Annotated in this window: 22 protein-coding genes; 2 read left to right on the forward strand and 20 right to left on the reverse strand. The window is 62.3% G+C overall.

Going from position 1 to position 21,853, the window contains the following annotated elements:
• Nucleotides 1-91 precede the first annotated feature (91 nt).
• The 9 genes from IVA98_RS29150 to IVA98_RS29190 form a co-directional block, all read right to left on the reverse strand.
• Nucleotides 92-439 (reverse strand): RidA family protein, encoded by a 348-nt coding sequence (locus IVA98_RS29150; RefSeq protein WP_247301501.1) that lies wholly within the window; start codon nt 437-439, stop codon nt 92-94.
• Nucleotides 440-453: 14 nt separating this feature from the next.
• Nucleotides 454-1,575: an NAD(P)/FAD-dependent oxidoreductase gene (locus tag IVA98_RS29155; protein WP_247301500.1), complete on the reverse strand. Its 1,122-nt coding sequence runs from the start codon at nt 1,573-1,575 to the stop codon at nt 454-456.
• Nucleotides 1,572-2,990: an FAD/NAD(P)-dependent oxidoreductase gene (locus IVA98_RS29160; RefSeq protein WP_247301499.1), complete on the reverse strand. Its 1,419-nt coding sequence runs from the start codon at nt 2,988-2,990 to the stop codon at nt 1,572-1,574. The genes IVA98_RS29155 and IVA98_RS29160 overlap by 4 nt, the downstream gene beginning before the upstream one ends.
• Complete coding sequence (locus IVA98_RS29165; RefSeq protein WP_247280232.1) at nt 2,987-3,283, reverse strand: (2Fe-2S)-binding protein; 297 nt, start codon at nt 3,281-3,283, stop codon at nt 2,987-2,989. Before IVA98_RS29165 ends, IVA98_RS29160 begins: the two co-directional genes overlap by 4 nt.
• 274 nt (nt 3,284-3,557) lie before the next feature.
• Complete coding sequence (locus tag IVA98_RS29170) at nt 3,558-4,754, reverse strand: NAD(P)/FAD-dependent oxidoreductase (protein WP_247301496.1); 1,197 nt, start codon at nt 4,752-4,754, stop codon at nt 3,558-3,560.
• 8 nt (nt 4,755-4,762) lie between these two features.
• Nucleotides 4,763-5,569 carry an ABC transporter permease gene (locus tag IVA98_RS29175; RefSeq protein WP_247356011.1) on the reverse strand — a complete coding sequence of 269 codons (807 nt, stop codon included), beginning with the start codon at nt 5,567-5,569 and terminating at the stop codon, nt 4,763-4,765.
• On the reverse strand, nt 5,566-6,441 hold the full coding sequence (locus tag IVA98_RS29180; protein ID WP_247301493.1) for an ABC transporter permease: 876 nt from the start codon (nt 6,439-6,441) through the stop codon (nt 5,566-5,568). Before IVA98_RS29180 ends, IVA98_RS29175 begins: the two co-directional genes overlap by 4 nt.
• Nucleotides 6,438-7,478 (reverse strand): ABC transporter ATP-binding protein, encoded by a 1,041-nt coding sequence (locus IVA98_RS29185; RefSeq protein ID WP_247301491.1) that lies wholly within the window; start codon nt 7,476-7,478, stop codon nt 6,438-6,440. The genes IVA98_RS29180 and IVA98_RS29185 overlap by 4 nt, the downstream gene beginning before the upstream one ends.
• A gap of 27 nt (nt 7,479-7,505) precedes the next feature.
• The gene (locus IVA98_RS29190; protein WP_247356013.1) at nt 7,506-8,540 is read right to left on the reverse strand and encodes an ABC transporter substrate-binding protein; all 1,035 of its coding nucleotides are present in this window, start codon (nt 8,538-8,540) and stop codon (nt 7,506-7,508) included.
• A 273-nt stretch (nt 8,541-8,813) separates the two neighbouring features.
• Between IVA98_RS29190 and IVA98_RS29195 the strand changes: the two genes are divergently transcribed.
• Together IVA98_RS29195 and IVA98_RS29200 are read left to right on the forward strand one after the other, a co-directional pair.
• On the forward strand, nt 8,814-9,740 hold the full coding sequence (locus IVA98_RS29195) for a LysR substrate-binding domain-containing protein (protein WP_247301488.1): 927 nt from the start codon (nt 8,814-8,816) through the stop codon (nt 9,738-9,740).
• A 52-nt stretch (nt 9,741-9,792) separates the two neighbouring features.
• Nucleotides 9,793-10,506: a type 1 glutamine amidotransferase gene (locus IVA98_RS29200; protein ID WP_247356015.1), complete on the forward strand. Its 714-nt coding sequence runs from the start codon at nt 9,793-9,795 to the stop codon at nt 10,504-10,506.
• Nucleotides 10,507-10,713: 207 nt separating this feature from the next.
• Here the strand turns inward: IVA98_RS29200 and IVA98_RS29205 are convergent, their stop codons facing one another.
• From IVA98_RS29205 to IVA98_RS29255, 11 genes are all read right to left on the reverse strand, one after another.
• Nucleotides 10,714-11,181, reverse strand: coding sequence for a nuclear transport factor 2 family protein (locus IVA98_RS29205; RefSeq protein WP_247307089.1), 468 nt, complete (start codon nt 11,179-11,181; stop codon nt 10,714-10,716).
• A 78-nt stretch (nt 11,182-11,259) separates the two neighbouring features.
• On the reverse strand, nt 11,260-11,691 hold the full coding sequence (locus tag IVA98_RS29210) for a YbgC/FadM family acyl-CoA thioesterase (protein ID WP_247307576.1): 432 nt from the start codon (nt 11,689-11,691) through the stop codon (nt 11,260-11,262).
• Between the two features lie 21 nt (nt 11,692-11,712).
• Nucleotides 11,713-12,153, reverse strand: a complete 441-nt coding sequence (locus IVA98_RS29215) for a YbgC/FadM family acyl-CoA thioesterase (protein WP_247307093.1) — start codon at nt 12,151-12,153, stop codon at nt 11,713-11,715.
• 241 nt (nt 12,154-12,394) lie between these two features.
• Nucleotides 12,395-12,607, reverse strand: coding sequence for a helix-turn-helix domain-containing protein (locus IVA98_RS37810; RefSeq protein ID WP_524536429.1), 213 nt, complete (start codon nt 12,605-12,607; stop codon nt 12,395-12,397).
• Between the two features lie 508 nt (nt 12,608-13,115).
• A complete protein-coding gene (locus tag IVA98_RS29225) occupies nt 13,116-13,316 on the reverse strand; it encodes a hypothetical protein (protein ID WP_247356016.1) in 201 nt (66 codons plus the stop codon).
• A complete protein-coding gene (locus tag IVA98_RS29230) occupies nt 13,291-14,538 on the reverse strand; it encodes an MFS transporter (RefSeq protein WP_247356018.1) in 1,248 nt (415 codons plus the stop codon). The genes IVA98_RS29225 and IVA98_RS29230 overlap by 26 nt, the downstream gene beginning before the upstream one ends.
• Nucleotides 14,535-15,770, reverse strand: a complete 1,236-nt coding sequence (locus IVA98_RS29235) for an ATP-grasp domain-containing protein (RefSeq protein ID WP_247356019.1) — start codon at nt 15,768-15,770, stop codon at nt 14,535-14,537. Before IVA98_RS29235 ends, IVA98_RS29230 begins: the two co-directional genes overlap by 4 nt.
• Nucleotides 15,700-16,896 (reverse strand): saccharopine dehydrogenase family protein, encoded by a 1,197-nt coding sequence (locus IVA98_RS29240; RefSeq protein ID WP_247356021.1) that lies wholly within the window; start codon nt 16,894-16,896, stop codon nt 15,700-15,702. Before IVA98_RS29240 ends, IVA98_RS29235 begins: the two co-directional genes overlap by 71 nt.
• 3 nt (nt 16,897-16,899) lie before the next feature.
• Complete coding sequence (locus IVA98_RS29245; protein ID WP_247307106.1) at nt 16,900-18,138, reverse strand: ATP-grasp domain-containing protein; 1,239 nt, start codon at nt 18,136-18,138, stop codon at nt 16,900-16,902.
• Nucleotides 18,135-20,030, reverse strand: coding sequence for a class I tRNA ligase family protein (locus IVA98_RS29250; protein WP_247356022.1), 1,896 nt, complete (start codon nt 20,028-20,030; stop codon nt 18,135-18,137). Before IVA98_RS29250 ends, IVA98_RS29245 begins: the two co-directional genes overlap by 4 nt.
• A complete protein-coding gene (locus tag IVA98_RS29255) occupies nt 20,027-21,289 on the reverse strand; it encodes a lysine N(6)-hydroxylase/L-ornithine N(5)-oxygenase family protein (protein WP_247356024.1) in 1,263 nt (420 codons plus the stop codon). Before IVA98_RS29255 ends, IVA98_RS29250 begins: the two co-directional genes overlap by 4 nt.
• Nucleotides 21,290-21,853 lie beyond the last annotated feature (564 nt).

Genomic DNA, 21,853 nt, shown 5'->3' on the forward strand with positions numbered 1-21,853 from the left:
CCAGAACCGTGCGGCAGAAGTGCAGATTCAAGCCGCAGTTTCAAGGAGACGACAGCGCGGCGAGCGCTGACGTCCCTATCGGTCTGCACGATCAGCCCTTCAGGGCGGTGACCACCACCTCGATCAGCGCGCCGCCGCCGAGATCGGCGACGCCGACCGTGGCGCGGGTCGGCAGATTGTCGCCGAAGAACTCGGTCCAGGCCGTGTCCATCTCCTTCTTCTTGGACAGATCGGTGACGAAGATCGAGGCGCTGACCACTCGGCTCTTGTCGGTTCCCGCTTCCTTCAGATAGCTGGCGATCTTGCCGAGGATGTTGCGGGTCTGGTCGCCCATCGAGACCGAGGTGTCGTCGGCGATGGTGCCGCCGAGGAAGACGAATCCATTGGCTTCGACGGCGCGGTGCATGATGGGCGTGCGGATGCTGCGGGTGATGCTCATGATGTCCTCTTGTTCTAGAGCGTGGAAGGATGGAAGCGGTCAATGCCGAGATCGCCGACGCGGGTCTGGGTGCCGCCGTTGACGATCAGCTCCGCCATCACGGCGCCGGCGCCGGGGCCGAGCTGGAAGCCGTGCAGCGAAAAGCCGAACTGGTGATAGAGGCCCACGTGACGTGAGCTCGGGCCGAATACGGGGATGTCATCCTTCATCCTGGCCTCGATGCCGGCCCAGGCCCGCACGATCATCGCACTGCGCATCACCGGAAACAGCTCGAACACGGTGCGGGCGCTGATGGCGAGGCTCTTCCAGTCGAGCACCGTCTCGTTGCGGTCCAGGTTCGGCGTTGCCAGATGGCCGCCGCCGATCAGCACGGTGCCGTTCGAGAATTGCTTGAAGGACAATTTGCGGCCGCGCAGGATCACGACGGGATCGATGAAGTGCGGCACGCGCGAGGTGATCATCAGCATCGGCGCCACGGTTTCGACCGGAACGGGTTCGCCGAGCGCGGCGGCGATCTTCCCGGCCCAGGCGCCCGCCGCGTTGACCAGCACCGGTGCGGCATAGGTGTCCGGGCCGACATCGACGTGCCAGAGACCGCCGCTGCGGCGGATGTTGCCGGCCGCCTCGCCCTCGCGCACGACGACACCGAGCTGCTCGGCCTTGCGGCGGAAGGCTGTCATCGTCTGCGCCGGATTGGCCGCGCCGTCACGGCGCGACACCACGCCGCCGGGACAGGTCTCGGCCACGGCCGGCACCAAGCGCCGCAACTCGGCCGCATCGATCAGCTCCTCATGGGTGAAGCCGAGCGCGTTGAGCTCGGCCACGCGCGCGCGGCAGACCGCCAGCTCCTCTTCGTTCTCCGCGACGAGGACCTGGCCGTAGCTTTCAAAGCTGCAATCGTCGTCGACGAGCTCCGAGATCCTCTCCCAAATCCCCATCGAGCGTATTGAGAGCGGAATCTCGGGGATGTGCCGGGCGAGTTGACGCACGCCGCCGGCGTTGACGCCGGACGCGTGACGGCCGGCATAATCCTTCTCGATCAGCACCGGCTTCATGCCGGCAAGGCACAGATGCAGCGCGGTCGAGCATCCGTGGATGCCGCCGCCGACGACGATTGCATCCACGTTTCTGGTCATCCGCGCACCACCGCCTTGACGTCGGCCTCGCTCTTGGGAACGGCGGCGAGCTCGGCGAGCGTGATCGGCTTCACCGGCGCGCGCAGCCGGTAATAGCCAATCTCCTGCGGGGTCTTCCCGCGGGCCTGCGCCATCAGCTCGGTGACGGTGAGGCCGCAGAGCCGGCCCTGGCACGGACCCATGCCGGTGCGGCGATAGGCCTTGAGCTGGTTCGGCCCGGTCGCGCCGATCGCGACTGCGTCGAGAACGTCCTTTGCGGTGACCTCCTCGCAGCGGCAGACGATGGTATCGCCCGAGGGAATGCGGAACTGCGGCGAGGGGCGGAACAGCGTATCGAGGAAAGTGCGGCCGCGCTCGGCCTTAGCGAGATCGGCACGAAGCGCCGACATTGGCGCGAGCTTCGCGGCAGCCGCGGGCGCCAGTGCTTCCACGGCCGCGCGCGCCGCGATGCGGCCGCGCGCCACGGCCGCGCTCGCGCCGCCGATGCCAGCGCCGTCGCCGGCAATCGCGATGCCGGCGACCGACGAATCACCATTCGCATCGAGCACCGGCGACCAGCACAATTGCAGCTCGTCCCAACGATGCTCGACGCCGGCCGACATCGCCAGATTGACGTTGGGCACAACGCCCTGATGCAGCAGCAACAGATCCGAAGGAATGGTCTCGCGCTTGCCGCCGGCGACATAGCTCACGCTCGCGAGCTGACCGTCGCCGGATGCAGAGAGCTCGGTGACGCCGGAGACGACCTGCACTTTCGCCTTCACCTCGCGCATCATGAATAGCCCCTTGCTGAAATAGGGCGAGGTCAGGAAGGCGAAGGCATGCGGCAGCGCGGCGAAATAATTGCCGCGCTCGGTCGTGTCGAGCATGCGGTCGATGCGGCCGCCGAGGCGCAGGATCTGCGCGGCGAGCAGCCAGAGCAGCGGCCCCTGCCCTGCGATCACCGTGCGTCCGTCAGGCACCAGCGCCGAGGACTTCAGCATCGTCTGCGCGGCGCCCGCGGTCATCACACCGGGCAGCGTCCAGCCGGGAATTGGAAACGGCCGCTCCAGCGCGCCGGTCGCGAGGATCACGCGCTGCGCCGTGACGAAGGCAGAGGCCCCGCCGATCGAGACGGCGATCTCGAGGTTGCGATCGAGGCTCCAGACCGTCGCGCGATGGAGGACCTCGGCATTGCTGGCGCGCAGCGCCTGCACGAGATCGGCGCCCGCCCAATAATCGGCGCCGAGCTGATTGCGCTCTGTCAAGGGCGTCGAGCCAATGGCGCGGAAAACCTGACCGCCCGGACCGATATTCTCATCGAGCAGCAGCGTCGACAGGCCGGCTTCGGCTGACGTTGCAGCGGCCGCGAGGCCGGCCGGACCTGCGCCGATCACCACGACGTCGTAGGCTTCGCGCTTGGGAGCCACAGTCATTTGCCGATCTCCCGCTTGCCCTTTTGGATTTCGATTCTCATGCCCTCTGCGACGGGCACGAGACACCCCTGGCGATTGCCGATGCCATCGATGGTGACGAGGCAGTCGAAGCAAACCCCCATCATGCAATAGGGCAGGCGCAGCGCGCCGCTCACTGCGGTGGACCGCCGCGCATCAACGCCGGAGGCCAATAGCGCCGCAGAGACAGTGTCGCCCTGACGTGCTGCAACGGCAGCGCCATCGACGAAAATCTGCACTTGTGGCCGTTTGTCCTGTTCGGATCGTCTAAACATGGGATGCCCCTTTGGCTCCTTCTCTGAACTTGGTGGAGCATAGGAAAATCAGGTGCGGCCGCGATGGCTTCACCTCTCCCCAACGGGGAGAGGTCGGATTGCGCCTGGCGATGCGAAGCATCGTCCAGTGCAATCCGGGTGAGGGGCCGCAGCGCCCGGTAAGACCGTAACCCCTCACCCGGATCGCATCTTTCGATGCGATCCGACCTCTCCCTACGGGAGAGGTGATTTGAGCTCTGGGCCAGCATCGATTCAAAATCGACCCTCCTATTTTCTAATAACCGCTGTGGTTCGCAGCGCCCGCACCGCCAAAACGACTCGCCGAGAACGCGCCGACCAGTTCCGGCTCGAGCGCGCCCTGCGCCACCATGCGCGCGATCTCGAACGCGTGGTTGGAGGCGAGCGTCACGCCGGAATGACAGCAGGCGACGAAGGCGCCGGGATGCGTCTCCGACTGGTCGTAGATCGGAAAGCCGTCTTGCGGCATGACGCGAATTCCGGCCCAGCTTCTGATAACGTTGAGCCGCGACAGATGCGGAAACATCCGTTGCGCGCGATCGGTCATCACGGCGCTGATGGAATGCTTCAGCGCGCGGTCGTCGAGCTCGTCCTCCTTGCTGTCGCCGATCATCACCGTGCCCTCGTCGGTCTGGCGGATCGTGGTCAGCGGATGTGGCAGGAACGGCATGGTGCGCTCGGTCACCACGATCTGGCCGCGGGTGGGGCCCATCGGCGCGTAGAGCCCGACCATCGGCGCCAGCGTCCGGTTGGCATTGCCGGCGGCAAGCACGACCTTCGCGGCGCGCAGCTCGCCCTTCGGCGTGGTCAGGCGGAATTCGCCGCTGCTCTTGCTGATCGCCGACACCGGACGTTCCGGAAAATAATCGATGCCGAACGCCCTGAAGCCGGTGTGGAAGGCGCGGAACGTGCGCAGCGAATTGACGTGGCCGTCGAGCGGGCAATAGCTGCCGCCGGAAACTTCGGGGCCGATCAGCGGCAGCGACTTCTTCACTTCGGATGCGGAGAGCATCTCCATCTTGTAGTCGGCCGCGCCGACCTGGTTGTGCATGCGCTTGACCAGCTCGGTGCGCTGGCCGAATTCGTCCTCGCCGAGGGTGAGATGGAAGCCGCCATTCTGCTGAAGAGAGACGTCGAGCCCGGTCTGCTGCTTCAGCTCCGACGCAAGTCGGCTCCACGCCTGCGACGCCTGCACGGTCCACACGGTATAGGCGGGCATGCCGAGTCCCTTGCTCTGCACCCAGACCAGCGCGAAGTTCGCACGCGAGGCGCGCTTGGCGATGTCGCCTTCGTCGAGCACCGCGACTTTTTTGCCGAGCCGGCCGAGGCCCCAGGCAATGGCGGAGCCGAGCAGCCCGCCGCCGACGACGGCGACCTCGTATTCAGATTTTTGCTTTGACGCGTTGTCTCTACGCGAGCCGGCGTCCACTTCGCTCGAAAACGCTTTAGACATAGATTTTCCTATCGTCCCGTATCGCCCTTGCCGGCGAGCACACGGTCGAGCCCGTAGAAGCGGTCGAGCAGAATGAGGGCGGTCATGGTGATCGCGATCACGCAGGCCGAGACCGACGTCACCAGCGGATCGATGTTGTCCTGGATATAAAGGAACATGCGCACCGGCAACGTCTCGGTACCAGGCGCCGCGAGGAAGACGGTCATGGTGAGATCGTCGAAGGACTGGATGAAGGCGAGCGCCCAGCCGCTGACGACGCCGGGCAGGATCAAGGGCAGCGTCACGCGGCGGAACAACGTCCAGCCGTTGGCACCGAGCGAAATCGCGGCCATCTCGACAGAAAGATCCATGCCGGTCGCCGCCGCCAGCGTTAGTCGCAGCGCGACCGGAAACACGATGATGACATGCGCGATGATGAGCGCCGCGAAGCTGCCACTCATGCCTGCGGAGGTGAAGAAACGCAGAAAGGCGATGCCGAGCACGACATGCGGAATCATCAGCGGCGACAGGAACAGCGCGGCCAGCGCATCGTGGCCGCGGAAGCGGTAGCGCGCAATCGCCAGCGCCGCAGGCACCGCGAACAGCAGCGCCACCAAGGACGACAACGCGCCGAGCCCAAGGCTGACCCAGAACGCATGGACGAATTCGGGGTAGTTGGCGATCGTCCTGAACCAGCGCAGCGAAAATCCTTTGATCGGCAGCGACAGGAAGCCCTCGGGTGTAAACGCGACGAGGCAGACCACCAGGATCGGTGACACCATGACGATGACGAAGATGGTGTGGAAGATCAACGCCAGCGGCCCGTTCCGTCTCATCGGAACACCTCCGCATAGCGGCGCTCGATCAGCGCATTGCTGCCGACGACGATCAGCACCAGCGCGACGAGAAGGAGCGTCGCGACCGCTGCACCGAGGGGCCAATTCAGCGTGTTGAGAAACTCGTCGTAGGCGAGCGTCGCGGCGACCTTAAGCCGGCGGCCGCCGATGATCGCAGGCGTCGCAAAGGCGCTGGCCGAGAGCGAGAACACGATGATGGCGCCCGACAGCACGCCCGGCATGATCTGGGGCATGATGATGCGGCGGATGATGGTCGCGGGTCCCGCGCCAAGCGACAGCGCGGCGTTCTCGACCTGCGGATCGAGCCGCTGCAGCGCGGCCCATACCGACAGCACCATGAACGGCATCATCACATGCGCGAGCGCAACGACCATGCCGGTTTCAGTAAACATGAAGGGAATGGGGGAGCGGATCACCCCGAGCGACATCAAGAGCTTGTTGACCAGTCCGTTATTGCCGCCGAACAGCAGCGCCCAGCCGAGCGTGCGCGCCACCACCGAGATCAGCAGCGGCCCGAGGATGATCAGCAGGAAGAAGCTCTTCCAGCGACCGCTCATGCGGTTGAGGATGTAGGCTTCAGGCGCGCCGAGGACGGCGGTGAGTAATGTGGTCAGGATCGCGATTCGAAAGGTCCGCCAGAACATTTCGGCGTAATAGGGATCGGTCGCGATCTCGTGCCAGTTCTTGAGAATGAAGACCGGTTCGATGCCTTTGTACTGGCCCCAATCGTGGAACGACAGCATCACGGTCATCGCCAGCGGAATCAGCAGCACGCCGACGAACAGCATCAGGGCGGGCGCAGTCAGAGCCCACGGCGCACGCGCGTTACGTTCCTCGGCGGCCGCGCTCATGCGACGGCCCTCGCACGCACACTCATGTCCTCGGGACGCCAAGCCAGACGCACCGCCTCGCCTTCGGCGGGCTGCGCCTTGCCGTCATTCTGATGGATTACGATGGCGGGCCCGCATTCGCTCTCGCACTGGAACAGCCAGTGATTACCTTGGAAGATGCGGGTGACGATCTTGGCGCTAAGGCCGGCATCGCCGAAGCCGATCCTTTCAGGGCGAATGCTGACAGTGACAGGGCCGCTGAAACCCGCCGGCGCCGGCGCGCTCCAGGAGCCCGCGGTCAGCCGCGCCGGCGTGACGGCCCGATCGATCACCGCCGCAAAGTCGTTGGTCTTGCCGAGGAACTGCGAGACGAAGGCCGAGGACGGCTTCTCATAGGTCTCCTGCGGCGTGCCGATCTGCTCGATGCGGCCCTGGCTCATCACCACGATGCGGTCGGACAGCGACATCGCCTCGTTCTGGTCGTGGGTGACCAGGATCGTGGTGGTGCCGACCGTGCGCTGGATCTGGCGCAGCTCGATCTGCATCTCCTCGCGCAGCTTTGCGTCGAGGTTGGACAGCGGCTCGTCGAGCAGGAGGACGCTCGGCTTGATCACCAGCGCGCGCGCCAGCGCCACGCGCTGCTGCTGGCCGCCGGACATGCGGCGCGGATGACGGTCCTCGTAGCCGGCGAGGCCGACCATCGCCAGCGCGGCCCGGACGCGCTCAGCTTTTTCAGCGCGCGACACCTTGCGCATCTCAAGGCCGAAGGCGACGTTCTCCGCCGCGGTCATGTGCGGAAACAGCGCGTAGCTCTGGAACACGATGCCGAGGCCGCGCTTGGCCGGATGGATCGCGGTGAGGTCCTTGCCCTCCAGCCGGATCGCACCGCGGGTGGGATCGAGGAAGCCCGCGATCATCTGCAACGTCGTGGTCTTGCCGCAGCCGGAGGGCCCGAGGAAGGAGATGAACTCCCCCTTCGTCACCGACAGACTGAAGTCATCGACCACCGTCTGCGCGCCGAACTGTTTTGCGACCCGATCAAGCTCGAGATAGGCCATGCGCTGTCTCCGCTACTGACGATCAGATCAGCGTTCGACCTCGCGGTTCCAGCGCTTGGTCCACTCCTCGCGCTTCTCGTTGATGACGGTCCAGTCGGGATTATAGAGCTTCGCCGCGCGCTCGCCGATCGGTGCCATCTTGCCGAGCTCGGGCGGGATCACCAGCGATTTCAGCACCGGGCCGTAGCCATAGTCCTTCAGCATCACCAGCTGGATCTTGGGATCGAGCAGCATCTTGACGAAGCTCGCGGCCAGCGGAGAAGCGTTGGGCTTGGCGATCGAACATGCCGTCGTCAGCAGCGTCGCAGCGCCCTCCTTCGGATAGACGAAGTCGACGGGGAAGCCGGTATTGGCGAAGCTCTGCACGCGGCCGGTACCCCACACCGCGATCACGGCCTGGCCGGACTGGAACAGCTCGGTCATCTTGCCGGGCGACGGCTCATAGGCGAGCACGTTCGGATTGATCTGCTCCTTGAAGATCTTGAAGCCGGAATCGACGTTGGTCTCGCCGCCGCCATTCATCTTCGACAGCATCACCAGGGCTTCGAGGCCGTAGGTGTTGTTGATCGGGGGGATGACGAGTTGCTTGGCGTATTTCGGATCCTTCAGATCGTTCCACGAGGTCGGCGGCGCCCAACCTTTCTCTTTGAACACCTTGGTGTTGTACATCAGGCCTGTCGCGACGATGCCGATCGCGACCGCACGATCATCCTTGAAGCGGGCGGTGTCGTAGAGATCGGCCGGCAATCCGTCGAGCTTGCCGCAGAAGCCGAGCTGGATCGCTTGGTACATCGGGCCGTCATCGACGATGGCGACGTCGATCTGCTGGTTACCCTTCTGCGCCTGGAGCTTTGCCAGCGTGTCAGTCGAGTTGCCGGCGACGTACTCGACCTTGACGCCGTTCTCCTTCTCGAAAGCGGGGATCACCTCGTCGCGGATCGTCTTCTCGAATGAGCCGCCATAGCCCGCGACATAGAGCGTCTTTTGCTGGGCCGATGCGGCCGACGGGGCGGCAATCAGCGCCGCGATGCTGACCGCGGTCAGAAGGCGAAAAGTCTTCATGTGGACCGATCTCCATACCGGAATGAGGTGACGTGCCGACAAGTCTCCGGCCGAAGCACCTTCCGCATTTCCTTCCGCGCAAACCCCTCTCCGACCAGGGCTCCGGCCCCTGCTCGGCGGGTTTTGGCGCGATTTGGAGGTTTGAACGCCTCCAATCTGCCGAAAAAGCGGGCTGGCTCCAGCTCTGATGAAAAAGATCGCAAACCCAAGCTTCCATCGTCCAATGAATAATGGCACCCTCTGCATGCCGAAATGTTATGAGTGGAATTCGAGATGGCGCGGATCAATTCGCGGCAGGTCGAGGCTTTCCGGGCGACCATGCTGACCGGCAGCGTCACCGAGGCGGCAAAGCTGATGGTGGTGACGCAGCCCGCCGTCAGCCGGTTGCTGCGCGATTTCCAGGCGCTGCTGAAGATGGAGTTGTTCGAACGACGCGGCACCGGTCTCGTGCCGACCGCGGCGGCGATGGCGCTCTACACCGAAGTCGAGCGCTCGTTCGTCGGTCTCGAACGCATCACCGCGGCGGCCGAAGAAATCCGCGGCCGGCGCACCGGCTCGCTGCGCATCGCCGCGCTGCCGGCGCTCGCGAACGGCTATCTGCCGCGGCTCGCCGGGCAGTTCTTGAAGGAGCGGCCCAACCTCAACCTCGCCTTCTTCGGCGTGATCTCGCCGATCGTGGTCGACTGGGTGCTGAACAATCAATGCGACATCGGCTTTGCCGAGGTGCCGATCGCCCATTCCGGCCTGCCGAGCCTGCGGCTGCCGGCGTTGGCGCGTGTCGCGGTGCTGCCGACCGGACATCGTTTGGCGGAGAAGGAAGTGTTGGAGCCGGGCGATTTCGAGGGCGAGACGTTCATCTCGCTCTCTGCGGGATCATCGAGCCGGCACCTGGTCGACCAGGTCTTCCATCGCAGCGACGTTCGCCGCGTGCTGCGGGTGGAGACCACGCTGTCGGAGATCATGTGCGGCATGGTTTCGTCGGGGCTTGGCGTGTCGATCTGCGATCCCTTCACCGCACGGGAATTTGCAACGCGCGGCGTCGTCGTGCGTCGCTTCCTGCCGCGCATCGACTTCGAGTTCTCGGCCGTCTTCCCGGCCCAGCGCAGCCCCTCGCCGGTGGCGCTGGATCTGGTCGAGACCATGCGCAAGGCGCTCACTGAGCTCGAGGACAAGTCCGCAAATGGTTTTGCGCCTGGTTGATTTGGACGCCGTGCGGGTCCCGTTGTATGCTGCCTGCCCCCGCAGGTAGCATATGGCACGCATCACCATCGTCGAGACCGGGCTGGTTCCTCAAGAGCATCGCGAGCGGCACGGCTCGTTTCCGGACATGTTCGAGCGCATGATCCGCGCCGAGGACCCCATGGCTACAATCGACATCGTCAGCATTCCGAATGGGGATGCACTGCCCGATCCGCGCGGCTTGGAGGCCATCCTGATCACCGGCGCGGCGGCCGGCGTCTATGACAGGCTCGACTGGATCGCGCCGCTGGAAGATTTCGTGCGCACGGCTTACGCCAAGAAGACGCCGATGGTCGGCGTCTGCTTCGGCCATCAACTGATCGCACGAGCGCTCGGCGGCACTGTACGCAAGTCGGAGAAGGGTTGGGGCATCGGCCGGCATGTCTATCAGGTGCTGCCGGAGAACGGCGTGATCGACGGCGAAGCCATCGCAATCGCCGCCTCGCATCAGGACCAGGTGATCGAGCCCCCGAACGAGGCGCTGACGATTCTCTCGTCGGACTTCACGCCGCATGCCGGCCTGCTCTACGCCAACGGCACCACGCTGACCGTGCAGCCGCATCCGGAGTTCGACGTGGCGTTTGCACAGGTGTGTTGCGACCTGCGCGACGGCAAGGCGCCGGATTATGTCGTCACAACAGCGCGGGCATCGCTGTCAGAGCCGATGGACAACGCCAAGCTCGGTGGGGCGATCACAAGGTTCTTGACGAGGCGCTCGGCGCCTTAGTCGCACCCACTAGCCGCGAGCACTTCTTCCCTTCTCCCCTTGTGGGAGAAGATGGCGCGAAGCGCCGGATGAGGGGTCTGTCTCAGCGCATCCAAATAAGAATTGAATTCGTGGGGAGAGACCCCTCACCCGGCTTCGCTTCGCGAAGCCACCCTCTCCCACAAGGGGAGAGGGTGCAGCGCGCTCGCCGCCCTATCTCGCGAAACATCAGAACGGATCCGTTCCCAGCCCCGGCACATCCGCCGGCCGCGGCCCCGGCGCGGGCCAGTGAAAGCGGCGGTCCTTCTCGGCGATCGCAATGTCGTTGATCGAAGCCTCGCGCCGCTTCATCAGGCCGTTCTCATCGAACTCCCACTGCTCATTGCCGTAAGAGCGATACCATTGGCCGCCGGCATCGTGCCATTCGTACTGGAAGCGCACCGCGATGCGGTTGCCGTCGAACGCCCAGAGGTCCTTGATCAGGCGGTAGTCGTGCTCCCTCTCCCATTTGCGGGTGAGGAATGCAACGATTGCCTCGCGGCCCTGAAAGACTTCAGAACGATTGCGCCAGCGGCTGTCCTCGGTATAGGCGAGCGCGACGCGCGCCGGATCGCGCGAATTCCAGGCGTCCTCGGCCATGCGCGCCTTTTGCGCAGCGGTCTCTCTCGTGAAGGGCGGAAGCGGCGGGCGCGACATGATGGCCTCATCGGTTGGTTGGGGCCGCAATCTATCGCTGCAATTGGCGGAGTCGATAGGCCACTGCAAATCGGGCGATCACGAAATCTGATCGGCCTTCATCAAGGTGCGGATCGATTTCGGAATCGGCTGCGCGCGGCCGCCGCTGATGAAGGCGACGCGCACCTCCGCTTTCACCAGCACATCCTCAGCCCGGCGCACCTCCTGCGCCAGCATGATGGAAGCGCCCTTCACCGCGATCGGCCAGGTCACGACGTCGAGCACGTCGTCCATCCGCGCCGGCTTCAAAAAGTCCAGATGCATCGAGCGCACCACGAAGGCGAAGCCGGCGCCGTCGGTCTCGGGCTGATCGAATAGCGCCTGCTGCTCGGCGCCCATCAGCCGCAGATGATTGGTCCGCCCGCGCTCCATATAGCGCAGATAATTGGCATGATAGACGATGCCGGAGAACTCTGGCTTGCCAACATCGCAACACAGCGCCTTGATTTCATTGGGACGTTGGAGGGCTATAGCGTAAACAAACGTAGATTTCTATGCTCCTCCCATGGCGAACCGCAGCCCCTTCGGGATACGTTGCGCTTTTCCGCCTGAGATAAACGCCGCGCGCACGCGGGCCGTGACCAAAAGATCGTCCCCGCGCCTGCACTCCTGCAGCAGGGTAATCGACGCCCCCCTTACCTCTTCTGGAACCGTGACAACTTCAAGTAGGTCGTCCAGGATTGCTGGCTTTAGAAAATCGATACTCATCGAACGGACTACGAAAGCAAAGCCTGGCGCATCTTCCTGCGCTTCTTTGAGGAGCTCTTGCTGATCCGTTACGAGCAGACGCAAGTAATTTGTTCTGCCGCGTTCCATGAAGCGCAAGAAATTCGCGTGATAAACAATCTGGCCGGCGTCCGTATCTTCGAAATAGATACGGACCTGCATATGATGGCGGCCATCGCGAATTTCGCCGTCAAGAGATACTGTCACAGGGGGATTTCTCTTATTGCACTTCTCGCACTTCGGAGCCGATTGTCTTGCATAGAGGCACCTTCCTCAGCAAGCGCCATCGCTTTGGGTTTGAACTTTGCTTGGGATGCACCTAGACTCTTGATTGTAGGGACACGCAACACCCAGAGCGACGCGATGCCGGCCGATATGCCACAACGCTTCAATAGCTCTTGTAGCTCGGCGAGCGTGATATCCGGCTTCGCTGTCACCGCGTCTAAGATCAATTGTGCGTGTGCTTAGATGCGCTGCGATTTGCGGTCCCCGCCCTGACGTTTAGGAACGACGTCGCCACTTCCTCGAGGCGACTGCGCCAACGGATCGCGCTGGCCGCGCTGATACCAAAACGCTCAGCAGCCCGTCGACAGGACAAGCCACCGTCAATCGCGGCTACCACCCTCTGGCGAAGATCAACTGAAAAACGCGCGCTGGTCATACATGCTGACCTCCTTCGTCAGCATGTCCCTTGAATTTGACTCGTGCCGCTTTGGGAATCCCCACCGATTCATTCCGGTCGGAAAATGCTCTAATTGCCGCCGCTCATGTGCTGGTCAAAGAAAACGGTGAGTATCGGTTGAGTGAATTGAACAAGGACAGTTCGTAGCCAGTACCATGAATGTTTTCTAACTGTGCTTTCGGAGTATCAGGGCGCCTCCTTGGAGCGGGGCGAAAGCCCAACTTCCGAGCCGGTGTTGCTTGTTGTTCCCGCGGTTTATTCGTCGGTTTGTGGGCGCGGTTTGATTGCGATGATGACGATCGGATCCTGCCGATCGAGCCTACAACGGGCGGCCTAAAGTGTGCTCCTATTTCCCCTATCCAACTTCTTTCTTGCCGTGATCAAGCGGAACGAGCATCCGGTGATCGCGCCTCCGTGGAGCTGCACGAGCTAGGTAGAAGCCGCTAACGTGATTGACAGGTAAATGCACCCCTTACGAAGAACGATCTTAGTACTCGGATGGGATGCCCATCTTCACAAATAGCGCAATGGCCAGCACGGAACGATAGCAGATAGCCGTCTTAGAAATAGCTTTGCGCGGCGACTGGGGGCCACCGCGCAGCAGGACCATGTGCTTGTCGAGCCGATCGTTGAAGTCCAGGCCGGCGGTGAAAACGCATTCTCTAGGATCGCTCGACGTCAATGCCATCCTGCGTGGCCTTCCGGCCACCAATGTCCAGCATCTTGCTGCGAAAACGGTACAGCCACATCGCACCCAGACCATAAAGGGCGGCAATTCCCGCGAAAGCGAACGTGTTGTGAAGCTCCGCGCTGCCGAGCACAGCGCCAACAAAATTGCCGAGTGCTTCTCCGAGACCCATACCGATGGCGTTGATGCCTAGCAAGGCTAGGTGATCCCTTCCCGGGGTATTCTGGACAAGCAACACCGACAACGACGGCAGGGCGACAATCTCCACGACCGTCAACAATGCGACGGCGAGGTAGAGCGTGAACAGGTTCACGAACCCTGATAGCAGCGCGAAACACGCCAGGACCAGGACCGCCGACAAGATCAGCGACCCGACGTCGTCGACATGCGCGCGCTCGAGCGCCTTCATCAGCGGCATCGATGCCCCTACCACCAAGGCGGCATTGAGGCCGGCAATCGTCCAAACGATTTCCGGGCCGGCCAACAAGCGGCCTAGCATGATCGGCGCAAACGAAAAGATCTGTGCCAGGGCGAACCACGTGAAGGCAGTCGCCACGAATACCAAGCGAAGGTCGGACCGCGTTGCACTGTGCAGCAGCGACTTCCACCACTTGCCGCCGCGGTCCAGTACTGGCAGCTCGTTCCCCAAAAAGGCATGGCAGACTAACCCACCCGACACCATCACCAAGCCGGTGACGAGAAAGGGGGCGCTCGGCGCCATTTGCACGTACAGCAGGCTCGAGAGCAACGGTCCGAGCGCGGCAGCGATATTCGTCCCCACGGCGAGCTTCACTAGCATCAAACGGAGAGATTGATCCTCGCGCAGGCGGACCGTAATTACGCGCAGCAGCAAGCTACACGACCCGTAAGCGGTGCCGACCATAAACAGTCCGAGCGCGGTCCCGACAAACGCGGCGCTCTCCGCCACGATGATATAGCCCGCCCCCATCACGAGATAGGTTGTCGTCAGGGAATAACGCGTAGGAATGCGGTCCAGTAGTGGAGCGAATAAGGCGCGCGACGCTCGGCCGGAAGCGGACAGGAGCAGCAACAGAGTAGCGACCTGAGCCGCCGAGAGCGATCGGTCGAGGAGATAGATGCCGAGCACAGAGAGCGGCGCAAAGTAGCCGTAGTTATTGAGAAAATTCTGAGCGAACACGTTCCAGAACATACGCTGCGTGGGCTTCGGTTTGAGCATGATTGCGCGCGGGCTGTTCATCATTGAACGGTGATGGCGACCGCCATGATCATGCGCTCGAGCCGGTCCTTAACTTCGGTGGCGCTCGCCCCGGTGGCAAGCACATGACCAACGCGGTCGAACGAGTGGCGGACGGGCTTCACGGTGTCACCGACTTTGATCAACAGCGCGGCACCGGCATAGCCAGGCATTTCGGGCAGACGATCATATCCGGTGATTTCCGTCACCCTGCCGGCGGGCGGGACGAAGTATCGGATGCCGGCGGCTCCGCAGTGGGCCGCGGGAAGCATCACCACGCCGGCATCAGCGCACAGCATCTGGGCAAACACGCTGCCGTAATAAGCGATCCCGGTCACGTGCTGTGTCAGGTGCGTAATGTAGTCGCCTCCGGGTCGGGAGTGAATTTCCCCCATGACGATCTCGCCGGCATCGCAAGCCCAGAACTCCGCATGAAACATGCCGAAAGTCAGACCGACGGAATGCACGGCGCTCTGCACGACCGTGATCGCGCGCTCACACAAAGCAGGCGGAAGATCGGCCGGCGCCACATGGCCGCACTCGACGAAATTGCCACCGCCGATCACGAATTTTTGCGTCAAGCTCAAGACCCTCGGCAAGCCACGGACACACAAGCCCTCCGCGCTGAACTCCCGGCCCTCGACGAACGATTCGAGCAAGAAGGGCCGCTCGCTTGCCGGCCTGAGCTGCGCAAGCGCAGTGGCAAGAGCCGTCGCGCTATCCACCAGAAAGACGTTCTCGCTGCCATACCCGATCATCGGCTTAAGGATGAGTTTGCGATGCCGGCGCGAGAGCTCGGCGAACGCCTGATCGATTGCCTCGCCGGAGCGGCACAGCCTGGCTTCCGGCTGGGCAAATCCGGCCGCCCGCAAGGTGTCTCGGCAGACTAACTTGTTAGTGGTGCACTCATGCGCACGCTCGCTGGGGCCATTGAATCCAAAGCGGCGAACCAGCGCGGCGATCGCCGGCTGCGCTTTTTCTTTGAAGCTGAATGCTCCGGCAAGAAGCTCGCGTCGGGGATATTTGCCAACCCACCTGAGACAGCCGCTCACATCCTCGAAGTCGAGAGGGTGGACCTCATCGGCGAGATCATGCAATTGAATGGCCTGCTCGAGACGCTTGGGCGTGTCCGTCAACACCACCCGCAAGCCTTGCGCCCGCGCCTGATCATAGAGGTGACGGGACTGAATCTCGCTCTCTCCGCCCAAGACCAGCAGTGCCTTCTTCCGCATCGTCATCACATCTGTCCATTGTTATCTCGACACCTCGACGCTCGAGCCAGTCGAGCATGACCGGCGCTATCTGCGGGGTGATAATGGTCTCCGGATAGTGAAATCCGCCAACGGCTTTTCCGGCGCCCGTCAGCCAGTTGACCAGGAACACCACGGGCAAGCAGGTGGCCAGAGCCATCGAGCGCACGTCGACGCGGTCGGTGAAGGTGAGCCGCAAACCCTGCACAGACCGTCGCCCGTGCCGACTTCCGGCGAGATCGATTGCCAGAAGCGTCTTTGTCTGTTCGTTCTCCGCCAAGCCGAAGGTGCGCTGGGTGGCCCGCTCGAAAAGCTGCTTTGGGGTGAGGCCCGTATTTTGGTCCACGGCATCCTCGGCCAATACGCCGAGTTGATCGAGCAATGCGACCAGTTCGACATATCTGGCCCAACGCAATGTGCGTTGGTCGGCATCGACACCCGGCCGCGACAATTTCGGATGCTCCGAGAGCCGCGGCTGCATCCCGTCATGCCAGTGCTCGAGCACCCCGATGCCGGGCCAAGCGAGTTGTTGAACATCGGAAAACCGCGGAACGACGCAAAGGGCGCCATCGCGGATGCAATAGGCGTCGCGCTTGGCGAGGGGGAGGTGCGAAGTGCCGAAGAGTCTTTTGTAGCCGAGAGGATTGGCCGGGCGTGGCACTACGATCCCACCGCAGCAGATACGAAGGGACTGCACCTCCTCAGTGGATTCCAGCAGATAGCCCGCCAGGATCTCCGTCAGCCCCGGCTCCAGCCCGCAGGGCAGAACCGTCGCAAGACTCGGAGCTTGGATAAGCGCTTGCTGCACGCGTGGCACGTCCTCGGCAGCAGGCCGGCTGATACTCACCAGCAAACCACGTGCAGCGTGGCTCGCTAGGCTCTCGATCACACGCAGCGTGACCGGCCAAGTGGCGGCACAGATCACGACGGGGGCGAGTTCTGCCTGCTGCGGCTGGTCGGTGCACAATATCTCACATTTCCATGCCTCGCGCACAGCCGTGAGCGCGCTCATATCGCGGTCGATGAGGCGGACCGTCCAGTGCGGAAAGGCGTCGCGCAGCAGCGCCGCCATTCCCCTGCCCATCGCACCAGCGCCTATGACGTCCGTCTGCATGTTTCACTCGAGGGCGAAGACTGGGGTGATCGTCTCCGATACCCAATCGAGGTGCTTCGTGAGCAGCGCTTGGCTCGGCGCGGTGCTGATCACCGCGATCAGACGTTGAAGACGGAAATCGCTCGGCGGAAGTACAATGTGTGTACCAATCGATGTTTCGACGATCGCCTGCTCGACCCAAGGGTGATCGAGAACCGCCTCGAGGCCGCGGTAGCCGAGCAGCCGCCCTTCCTGTTTGGCCAAGACGTAATGGATCCCGGCCACCCGCTGCGGCGCGGGCGGAGGCAGAGGCGCCGTGCCCACCGCAATGCGAGCAAGGTTTTCGTAGAAGTCATAGTGCAACGCAAGCGGGACCAGATGCGACGCGATGTAATCGCCTCCCGGCCGGGCAGCAACCTCAATGAGCGCGAACTGCGGGCCGTCGTACTTGCCTTCGAGGTGGAAGGATGCATTGTCCAGGCACAGCGCCAGCACGTAATCTTTGGTCTTTGCTTCAATCATGCTGCGCATCTCACCATCGAGGTCGGCAGGGAAAATATGCCGCACCTCCAGGCAATAAGGATCCGAGGTGAGCTTGTGCGTGATCCCGACAACGGTGACTTCACCGCTGCAAACGTACCCTTCCACGCTCACCTCCTGCCCGCCGATATAACGTTCCGCCAGGAACGTAAGCGTTTCCCGTCGCAAAGTCGGGTCGTACGACGGATTGGCGATCTTCTTGCTAGTGGAATGAAAGACATTCAGGTCGGCAGGCTCGCGAAGGAGGTAGATTCCGGTGCTGCCCGAGGCGTTCACCGGTTTCACGATGACCGGGAGTCCCGCCACACTGATGAACTCTTCCAGATCGCTATCATTCTGCAAAAGGCGGTGCGTGAGGCCGGAAACCGACTGAGTTCGCTCGCGCAGTATCGATTTGTCCCGCACCGCGGACACGGATGCGTGCGGCAACCCGGGCAGCCGCAATTTCGCGGCAAGGATGGCGCAGGCTTCCACAGCAGTTTCCGTAAAGCAGACCACACCGGCAATTTGGATACACTTTCTGATCTCCTCGACGGCGCTCTCGAGCGAGACAAGGCTTGCGGGATTACATTGGCGCCACTCGTCGACGTAGCAGGCAAGTTCCGGTGGCAGCGGCTGACCAAGCACAGCGACGTGGTATCCGAGCCGATGTGCCGCTTCGAATGCACGAATGCTTTCTCGTATGAGTCGGCGATAATTGATATAGAGGAGAAACTCCGTCATACAGCCCAGCCTCCGGTGTCGAAGGATCGCCCCGCCGGAACCCATTGCAAAGCGTGGTTCAGATATGGCGGTTCTCGAATGCCAAGGCGCCCCAGGAGGGCGGTGCAGAGCCCGGGCATCACCGGCCAGGCAAGCGTCGCCCACAGCCGCAGGCCGGCAACGCTGAGGGCGCAGGCGGCGCGCTCGATGCCCGGGTGATAGCGCGCGCCAAGCGCTTCTGTTGCGAATCCATCAAGGTCGTGAAGCAAGCGGTCGATTAGCTCCGCGATCCGCCGCGGGTCGAATCCTTCGACCGAGAATAGCCGCCGGCCCTCTTGCTGACGCTCGCAAAGCTGTTGATAGAATGCGCGATGCAGGCGTTCCCAAGTGCCGGCCTCCGGCACCGTCCCGCGGTGACGCGTTTCGACCGACTGGCTGATGTGATGAATGACGGATGCCAGCAGGCCGCGGCGCCGTTCGATCCAGTCAAAGGCCTCACGAAAGCTAAAGCTCGTCGGGGCAACCGATGGACGGGTATGGCAGACATATAGGCGCAGCCAGTCGGCCGGAATTCCCTGGCGGGTGAGATCGTCGGCGTATATGACATGGCCCCGCGAGGTGGAGAGCTTACGGCCGTCAAGCTGGTAGAATTCGTTGCCAAAAAAACCCACGATGCGAAATCTGCTCGCGTCGTAAAGGTGGAGCAGGATTGGGAAGGTGATGCAGCGCAGATACGCGTTGTCGGAGCCAAAAAAGAGCACGAGCTCGACCTCGTCCGAGCCGAGCTCCGCACGGGAGGCAAGCATATCCTGTGCCGTCAAGAAGCGGGGGGCGAGCTCGACGGCCGAATAGAGGTTCTGGTCCTCTTGCCCGTGCAACGGGAGAGCAAGTCCGTCCGATGAACAGATTCCGAGCGGAATGTCCGGCAGCTTGCGCTGCAACACCCGGGCGACGAAATCCGGCATTTTGCCGACGTAGGCCCCCGACATCAGGTATCGCTCGAGCACGGCGCGATGCGGCTCCAGCGGCACGAACATGCGCTTCAGCGGCCGCCACGCTGCCGGCCGGTTGCAATGATTGCAGACCGGATCCATCAGCTCTTCATCCGGCACGAACAGCGCGCAGTTCTCGCATTCCGAGCTGATCCCTTCGCCACAGTGCGGGCAGGAGCCGCGCACGTGGGCTTCGAACAAGTATCCGTGTCCGTGCTCACAATACGGAACGCGGGCAGTTTTCTCGATGAGATGGTCGCCGGCGTCCAGCGTGGCTAAGAACTCGCGAGCGACCCGTTCGAAACGCGGCAATTCGTCGAGCGTCGCGAACACATCGAAGTCTACCCCCAGCAGACGGTAGTTAGCGAGAAAATCATCCGAGTAGGCGCGCGAGGTTTCGTGGTAGCTCCGCCCTTCGCGCGCAGCGGTGATCGCCACATGCGTCTGAAAGCCCAATGTCCCACAAAGCTGGTAACAGTCGAGCCCAAGTGTCCTTTGCGCTCGCGTAAACATGTCGGCAGCGACGACCGGCCCCGCCAGATGCCCAACATGCATCCGCCCGTTCGGCGTTGTAAAGCTCGGCAGAACGAGGCGGGTGCGCGGCGCCTTGGTGGGGGCTTTGATTCTTTCGTCAACGGTCTGCCGGTCTTCCCACCAAGCATTTCCCACGACCAGGAGTTCCGCCCCATCGTTCTTGATAAGATGGGCAGTGAACGGAGACATCAGCAGCATGTCTCCGGGGCGGAGCTGTGTGGTAGAGAGCGACCCGTCGCCATAGGTGACGGAGCCGGTGCCGGAGAACACGAACAACATCTCGTTGTCGGCGTGACAATCCAAGCGCGTGGACTCGCCACTCTCGAGGGCAAATTTAGAGGCCCTAAAATGGCGTGCCACGATGTTATCGCGCAGCTTTCTCATCATTCCTCCTCCAGCTCAGCCAGACGCGACAACATCGATGGATCCATGTCCACCGGATAGAACTCCTTTCCCATGATGCTGTTGACGATCGTTGCGTTGCGATAGGCGACGAGAGACAGATTCGCGTTCTGCAAACCATGCTGGATGCTGGTTCTGTTCTGGAAGTAGATCTTGCCTGGCAGGGCTATCCGGCTCTCCAGTGAATAGTCCGATCTGATCCTGGGCAAACTATCCTCAATACAGGCGAGCTGCATGATGCAGTCGAAGAATGGCGGCGTGTGGGGGACAAAACCGGTGGCCAAGATCACACGGTCGACCGGCGCCCTGCGTGTTGCTGCGGTCTCGGTGCACTTGAGCGTAACTTCGAAGCCCGCTCCATTCTGCCGCAAACCTTCGAGGCAAGCACTGACGATCAACCGGACGCCGTCGTTCTCACTGTCGACGAAGCGACGTTCATAGATTTTGTCGAAGAGTTGATTTGCGAGATCCAGCGATACGCCGTCGCTGCTCAGCCTCTTGACCTGCACCCATTCGCGCCGACGTGAGAGCGGCTGAGCTTGAAAGTGGCGGAAATAGGCAGGCGTATAATACTCGTTGGTGAATGCGCAGTCGTCCCTCGGTTCAAGGTTGTCGCGCGGCGTAACCCAAAGTATCTGCTTCAGGGGTGGGCCCGCGAGCAGCTGTTCCATCACCTCGCTGCCGCTTTGTCCCCCGCCGACGAGCAAGACTCGTTCTCCTGCGGCCGGTGGCGCCCTATTGAGATAGTCTGCCACGTGATAGACGCGTTCGCCCAACAAGGGACGCACGCAATCCGGCACGTCGGGGCAGATTCCGAGCCCAAGTACGACATGTCGGGCCTGATATTCCGCCTCAGTGGTCGTGACGCGGAAATGTGATATTTCGGGCCGCACATCCAGTGCCTTTTGCCCAAATCTAAGATACGGAAGCTGATCTGCGACCCAGGCGAAATACTGAAAAAACTCCTTGCGAGAGACTGCACCGGACCGTCGATTGACGAACGCGTGGAGCCGCCCACTTCGGTGCAAAAAGTTGAGAAATGAAAACGAACTGGTTGGATCTACGAGCGACACACAGTCTTTGACATGTGACACTTGTAACTTAGCGTTCGAAAATGCCATCCCGGCGTGCCAGGCAAAACTCGGCTTATCGTCAATGAATAAGCACCGTAGTCCGGTCGGCTTCATGAGAGCGGCAAGGCTGAGATTAAACGGACCAATTCCGATACCAATTACGTCATACATGCGATGAAGCTCCCATGTGCCGGCCCTCTTCACGACCAACTAGAAATGGTGCGGGCGGTGCGTTGAATGCATGAGTCGAGCTAGCAGACAAACGTAATCGGCTCGTGCCGCGTTGAGAGAGTAGAAGAGGCGGCCCCGGCGCAGAGTAGATGCGCTGGGTACACGCGCTGGGTCCGCCCCTACATCATCGGTTGCTTCGTGATGCTCCTTGCATGAAGCAAGCGGCGTGCCGAACTGAAATCGCGGCGCTTCTGCAAGCGCTTGATACAACTATCGGCGAGACGCTTGAATCGAGCGTCGCGTCACGTGCACGAATTGTCTCAAGGCTGACGATCGGGGCTGCGTCATATCCGACAAGGTCGTTGTGAGTTCGGTGGCCTGCACAGCCCGGCAATCGTTCTCTCCGGGAATCGCGCGGCGCGGGCGCGCGGTACCGCCGGTTGATCTGCCTCACCTACTCAGCGAGGCTTCTGCATTCCCTTTTTGGGCCTCGCAGCTCCCGTTCCCTGAGCGCGCCCTCGCCAGCTGCCGCTTCTTCGCGCGCGATAAACTCTGCAAGAAGCC

Origin of the sequence: Bradyrhizobium sp. 160, from assembly GCF_023073735.1 — a bacterium.
GTDB lineage: Bacteria > Pseudomonadota > Alphaproteobacteria > Rhizobiales > Xanthobacteraceae > Bradyrhizobium.

Coding starts and splice junctions, on each gene's coding strand:
- IVA98_RS29155 (WP_247301500.1), bottom strand. CDS start 1,575: ATGACCAGAAACGTGGATGCAATCGTCGTCGGCGGCGGCATCCACGGA.
- IVA98_RS29150 (WP_247301501.1), bottom strand. CDS start 439: ATGAGCATCACCCGCAGCATCCGCACGCCCATCATGCACCGCGCCGTC.
- IVA98_RS29240 (WP_247356021.1), bottom strand. CDS start 16,896: ATGCAGACGGACGTCATAGGCGCTGGTGCGATGGGCAGGGGAATGGCG.
- IVA98_RS29245 (WP_247307106.1), bottom strand. CDS start 18,138: ATGACGGAGTTTCTCCTCTATATCAATTATCGCCGACTCATACGAGAA.
- IVA98_RS29160 (WP_247301499.1), bottom strand. CDS start 2,990: ATGACTGTGGCTCCCAAGCGCGAAGCCTACGACGTCGTGGTGATCGGC.
- IVA98_RS29175 (WP_247356011.1), bottom strand. CDS start 5,569: ATGAGACGGAACGGGCCGCTGGCGTTGATCTTCCACACCATCTTCGTC.
- IVA98_RS29185 (WP_247301491.1), bottom strand. CDS start 7,478: ATGGCCTATCTCGAGCTTGATCGGGTCGCAAAACAGTTCGGCGCGCAG.
- IVA98_RS29180 (WP_247301493.1), bottom strand. CDS start 6,441: ATGAGCGCGGCCGCCGAGGAACGTAACGCGCGTGCGCCGTGGGCTCTG.
- IVA98_RS29225 (WP_247356016.1), bottom strand. CDS start 13,316: ATGGCATTGACGTCGAGCGATCCTAGAGAATGCGTTTTCACCGCCGGC.
- IVA98_RS29170 (WP_247301496.1), bottom strand. CDS start 4,754: ATGTCTAAAGCGTTTTCGAGCGAAGTGGACGCCGGCTCGCGTAGAGAC.
- IVA98_RS29190 (WP_247356013.1), bottom strand. CDS start 8,540: ATGAAGACTTTTCGCCTTCTGACCGCGGTCAGCATCGCGGCGCTGATT.
- IVA98_RS29230 (WP_247356018.1), bottom strand. CDS start 14,538: ATGATGAACAGCCCGCGCGCAATCATGCTCAAACCGAAGCCCACGCAG.
- IVA98_RS29205 (WP_247307089.1), bottom strand. CDS start 11,181: ATGTCGCGCCCGCCGCTTCCGCCCTTCACGAGAGAGACCGCTGCGCAA.
- IVA98_RS29255 (WP_247356024.1), bottom strand. CDS start 21,289: ATGTATGACGTAATTGGTATCGGAATTGGTCCGTTTAATCTCAGCCTT.
- IVA98_RS37810 (WP_524536429.1), bottom strand. CDS start 12,607: ATGACCAGCGCGCGTTTTTCAGTTGATCTTCGCCAGAGGGTGGTAGCC.
- IVA98_RS29200 (WP_247356015.1), top strand. CDS start 9,793: ATGGCACGCATCACCATCGTCGAGACCGGGCTGGTTCCTCAAGAGCAT.
- IVA98_RS29250 (WP_247356022.1), bottom strand. CDS start 20,030: ATGATGAGAAAGCTGCGCGATAACATCGTGGCACGCCATTTTAGGGCC.
- IVA98_RS29165 (WP_247280232.1), bottom strand. CDS start 3,283: ATGTTTAGACGATCCGAACAGGACAAACGGCCACAAGTGCAGATTTTC.
- IVA98_RS29195 (WP_247301488.1), top strand. CDS start 8,814: ATGGCGCGGATCAATTCGCGGCAGGTCGAGGCTTTCCGGGCGACCATG.
- IVA98_RS29235 (WP_247356019.1), bottom strand. CDS start 15,770: ATGACGATGCGGAAGAAGGCACTGCTGGTCTTGGGCGGAGAGAGCGAG.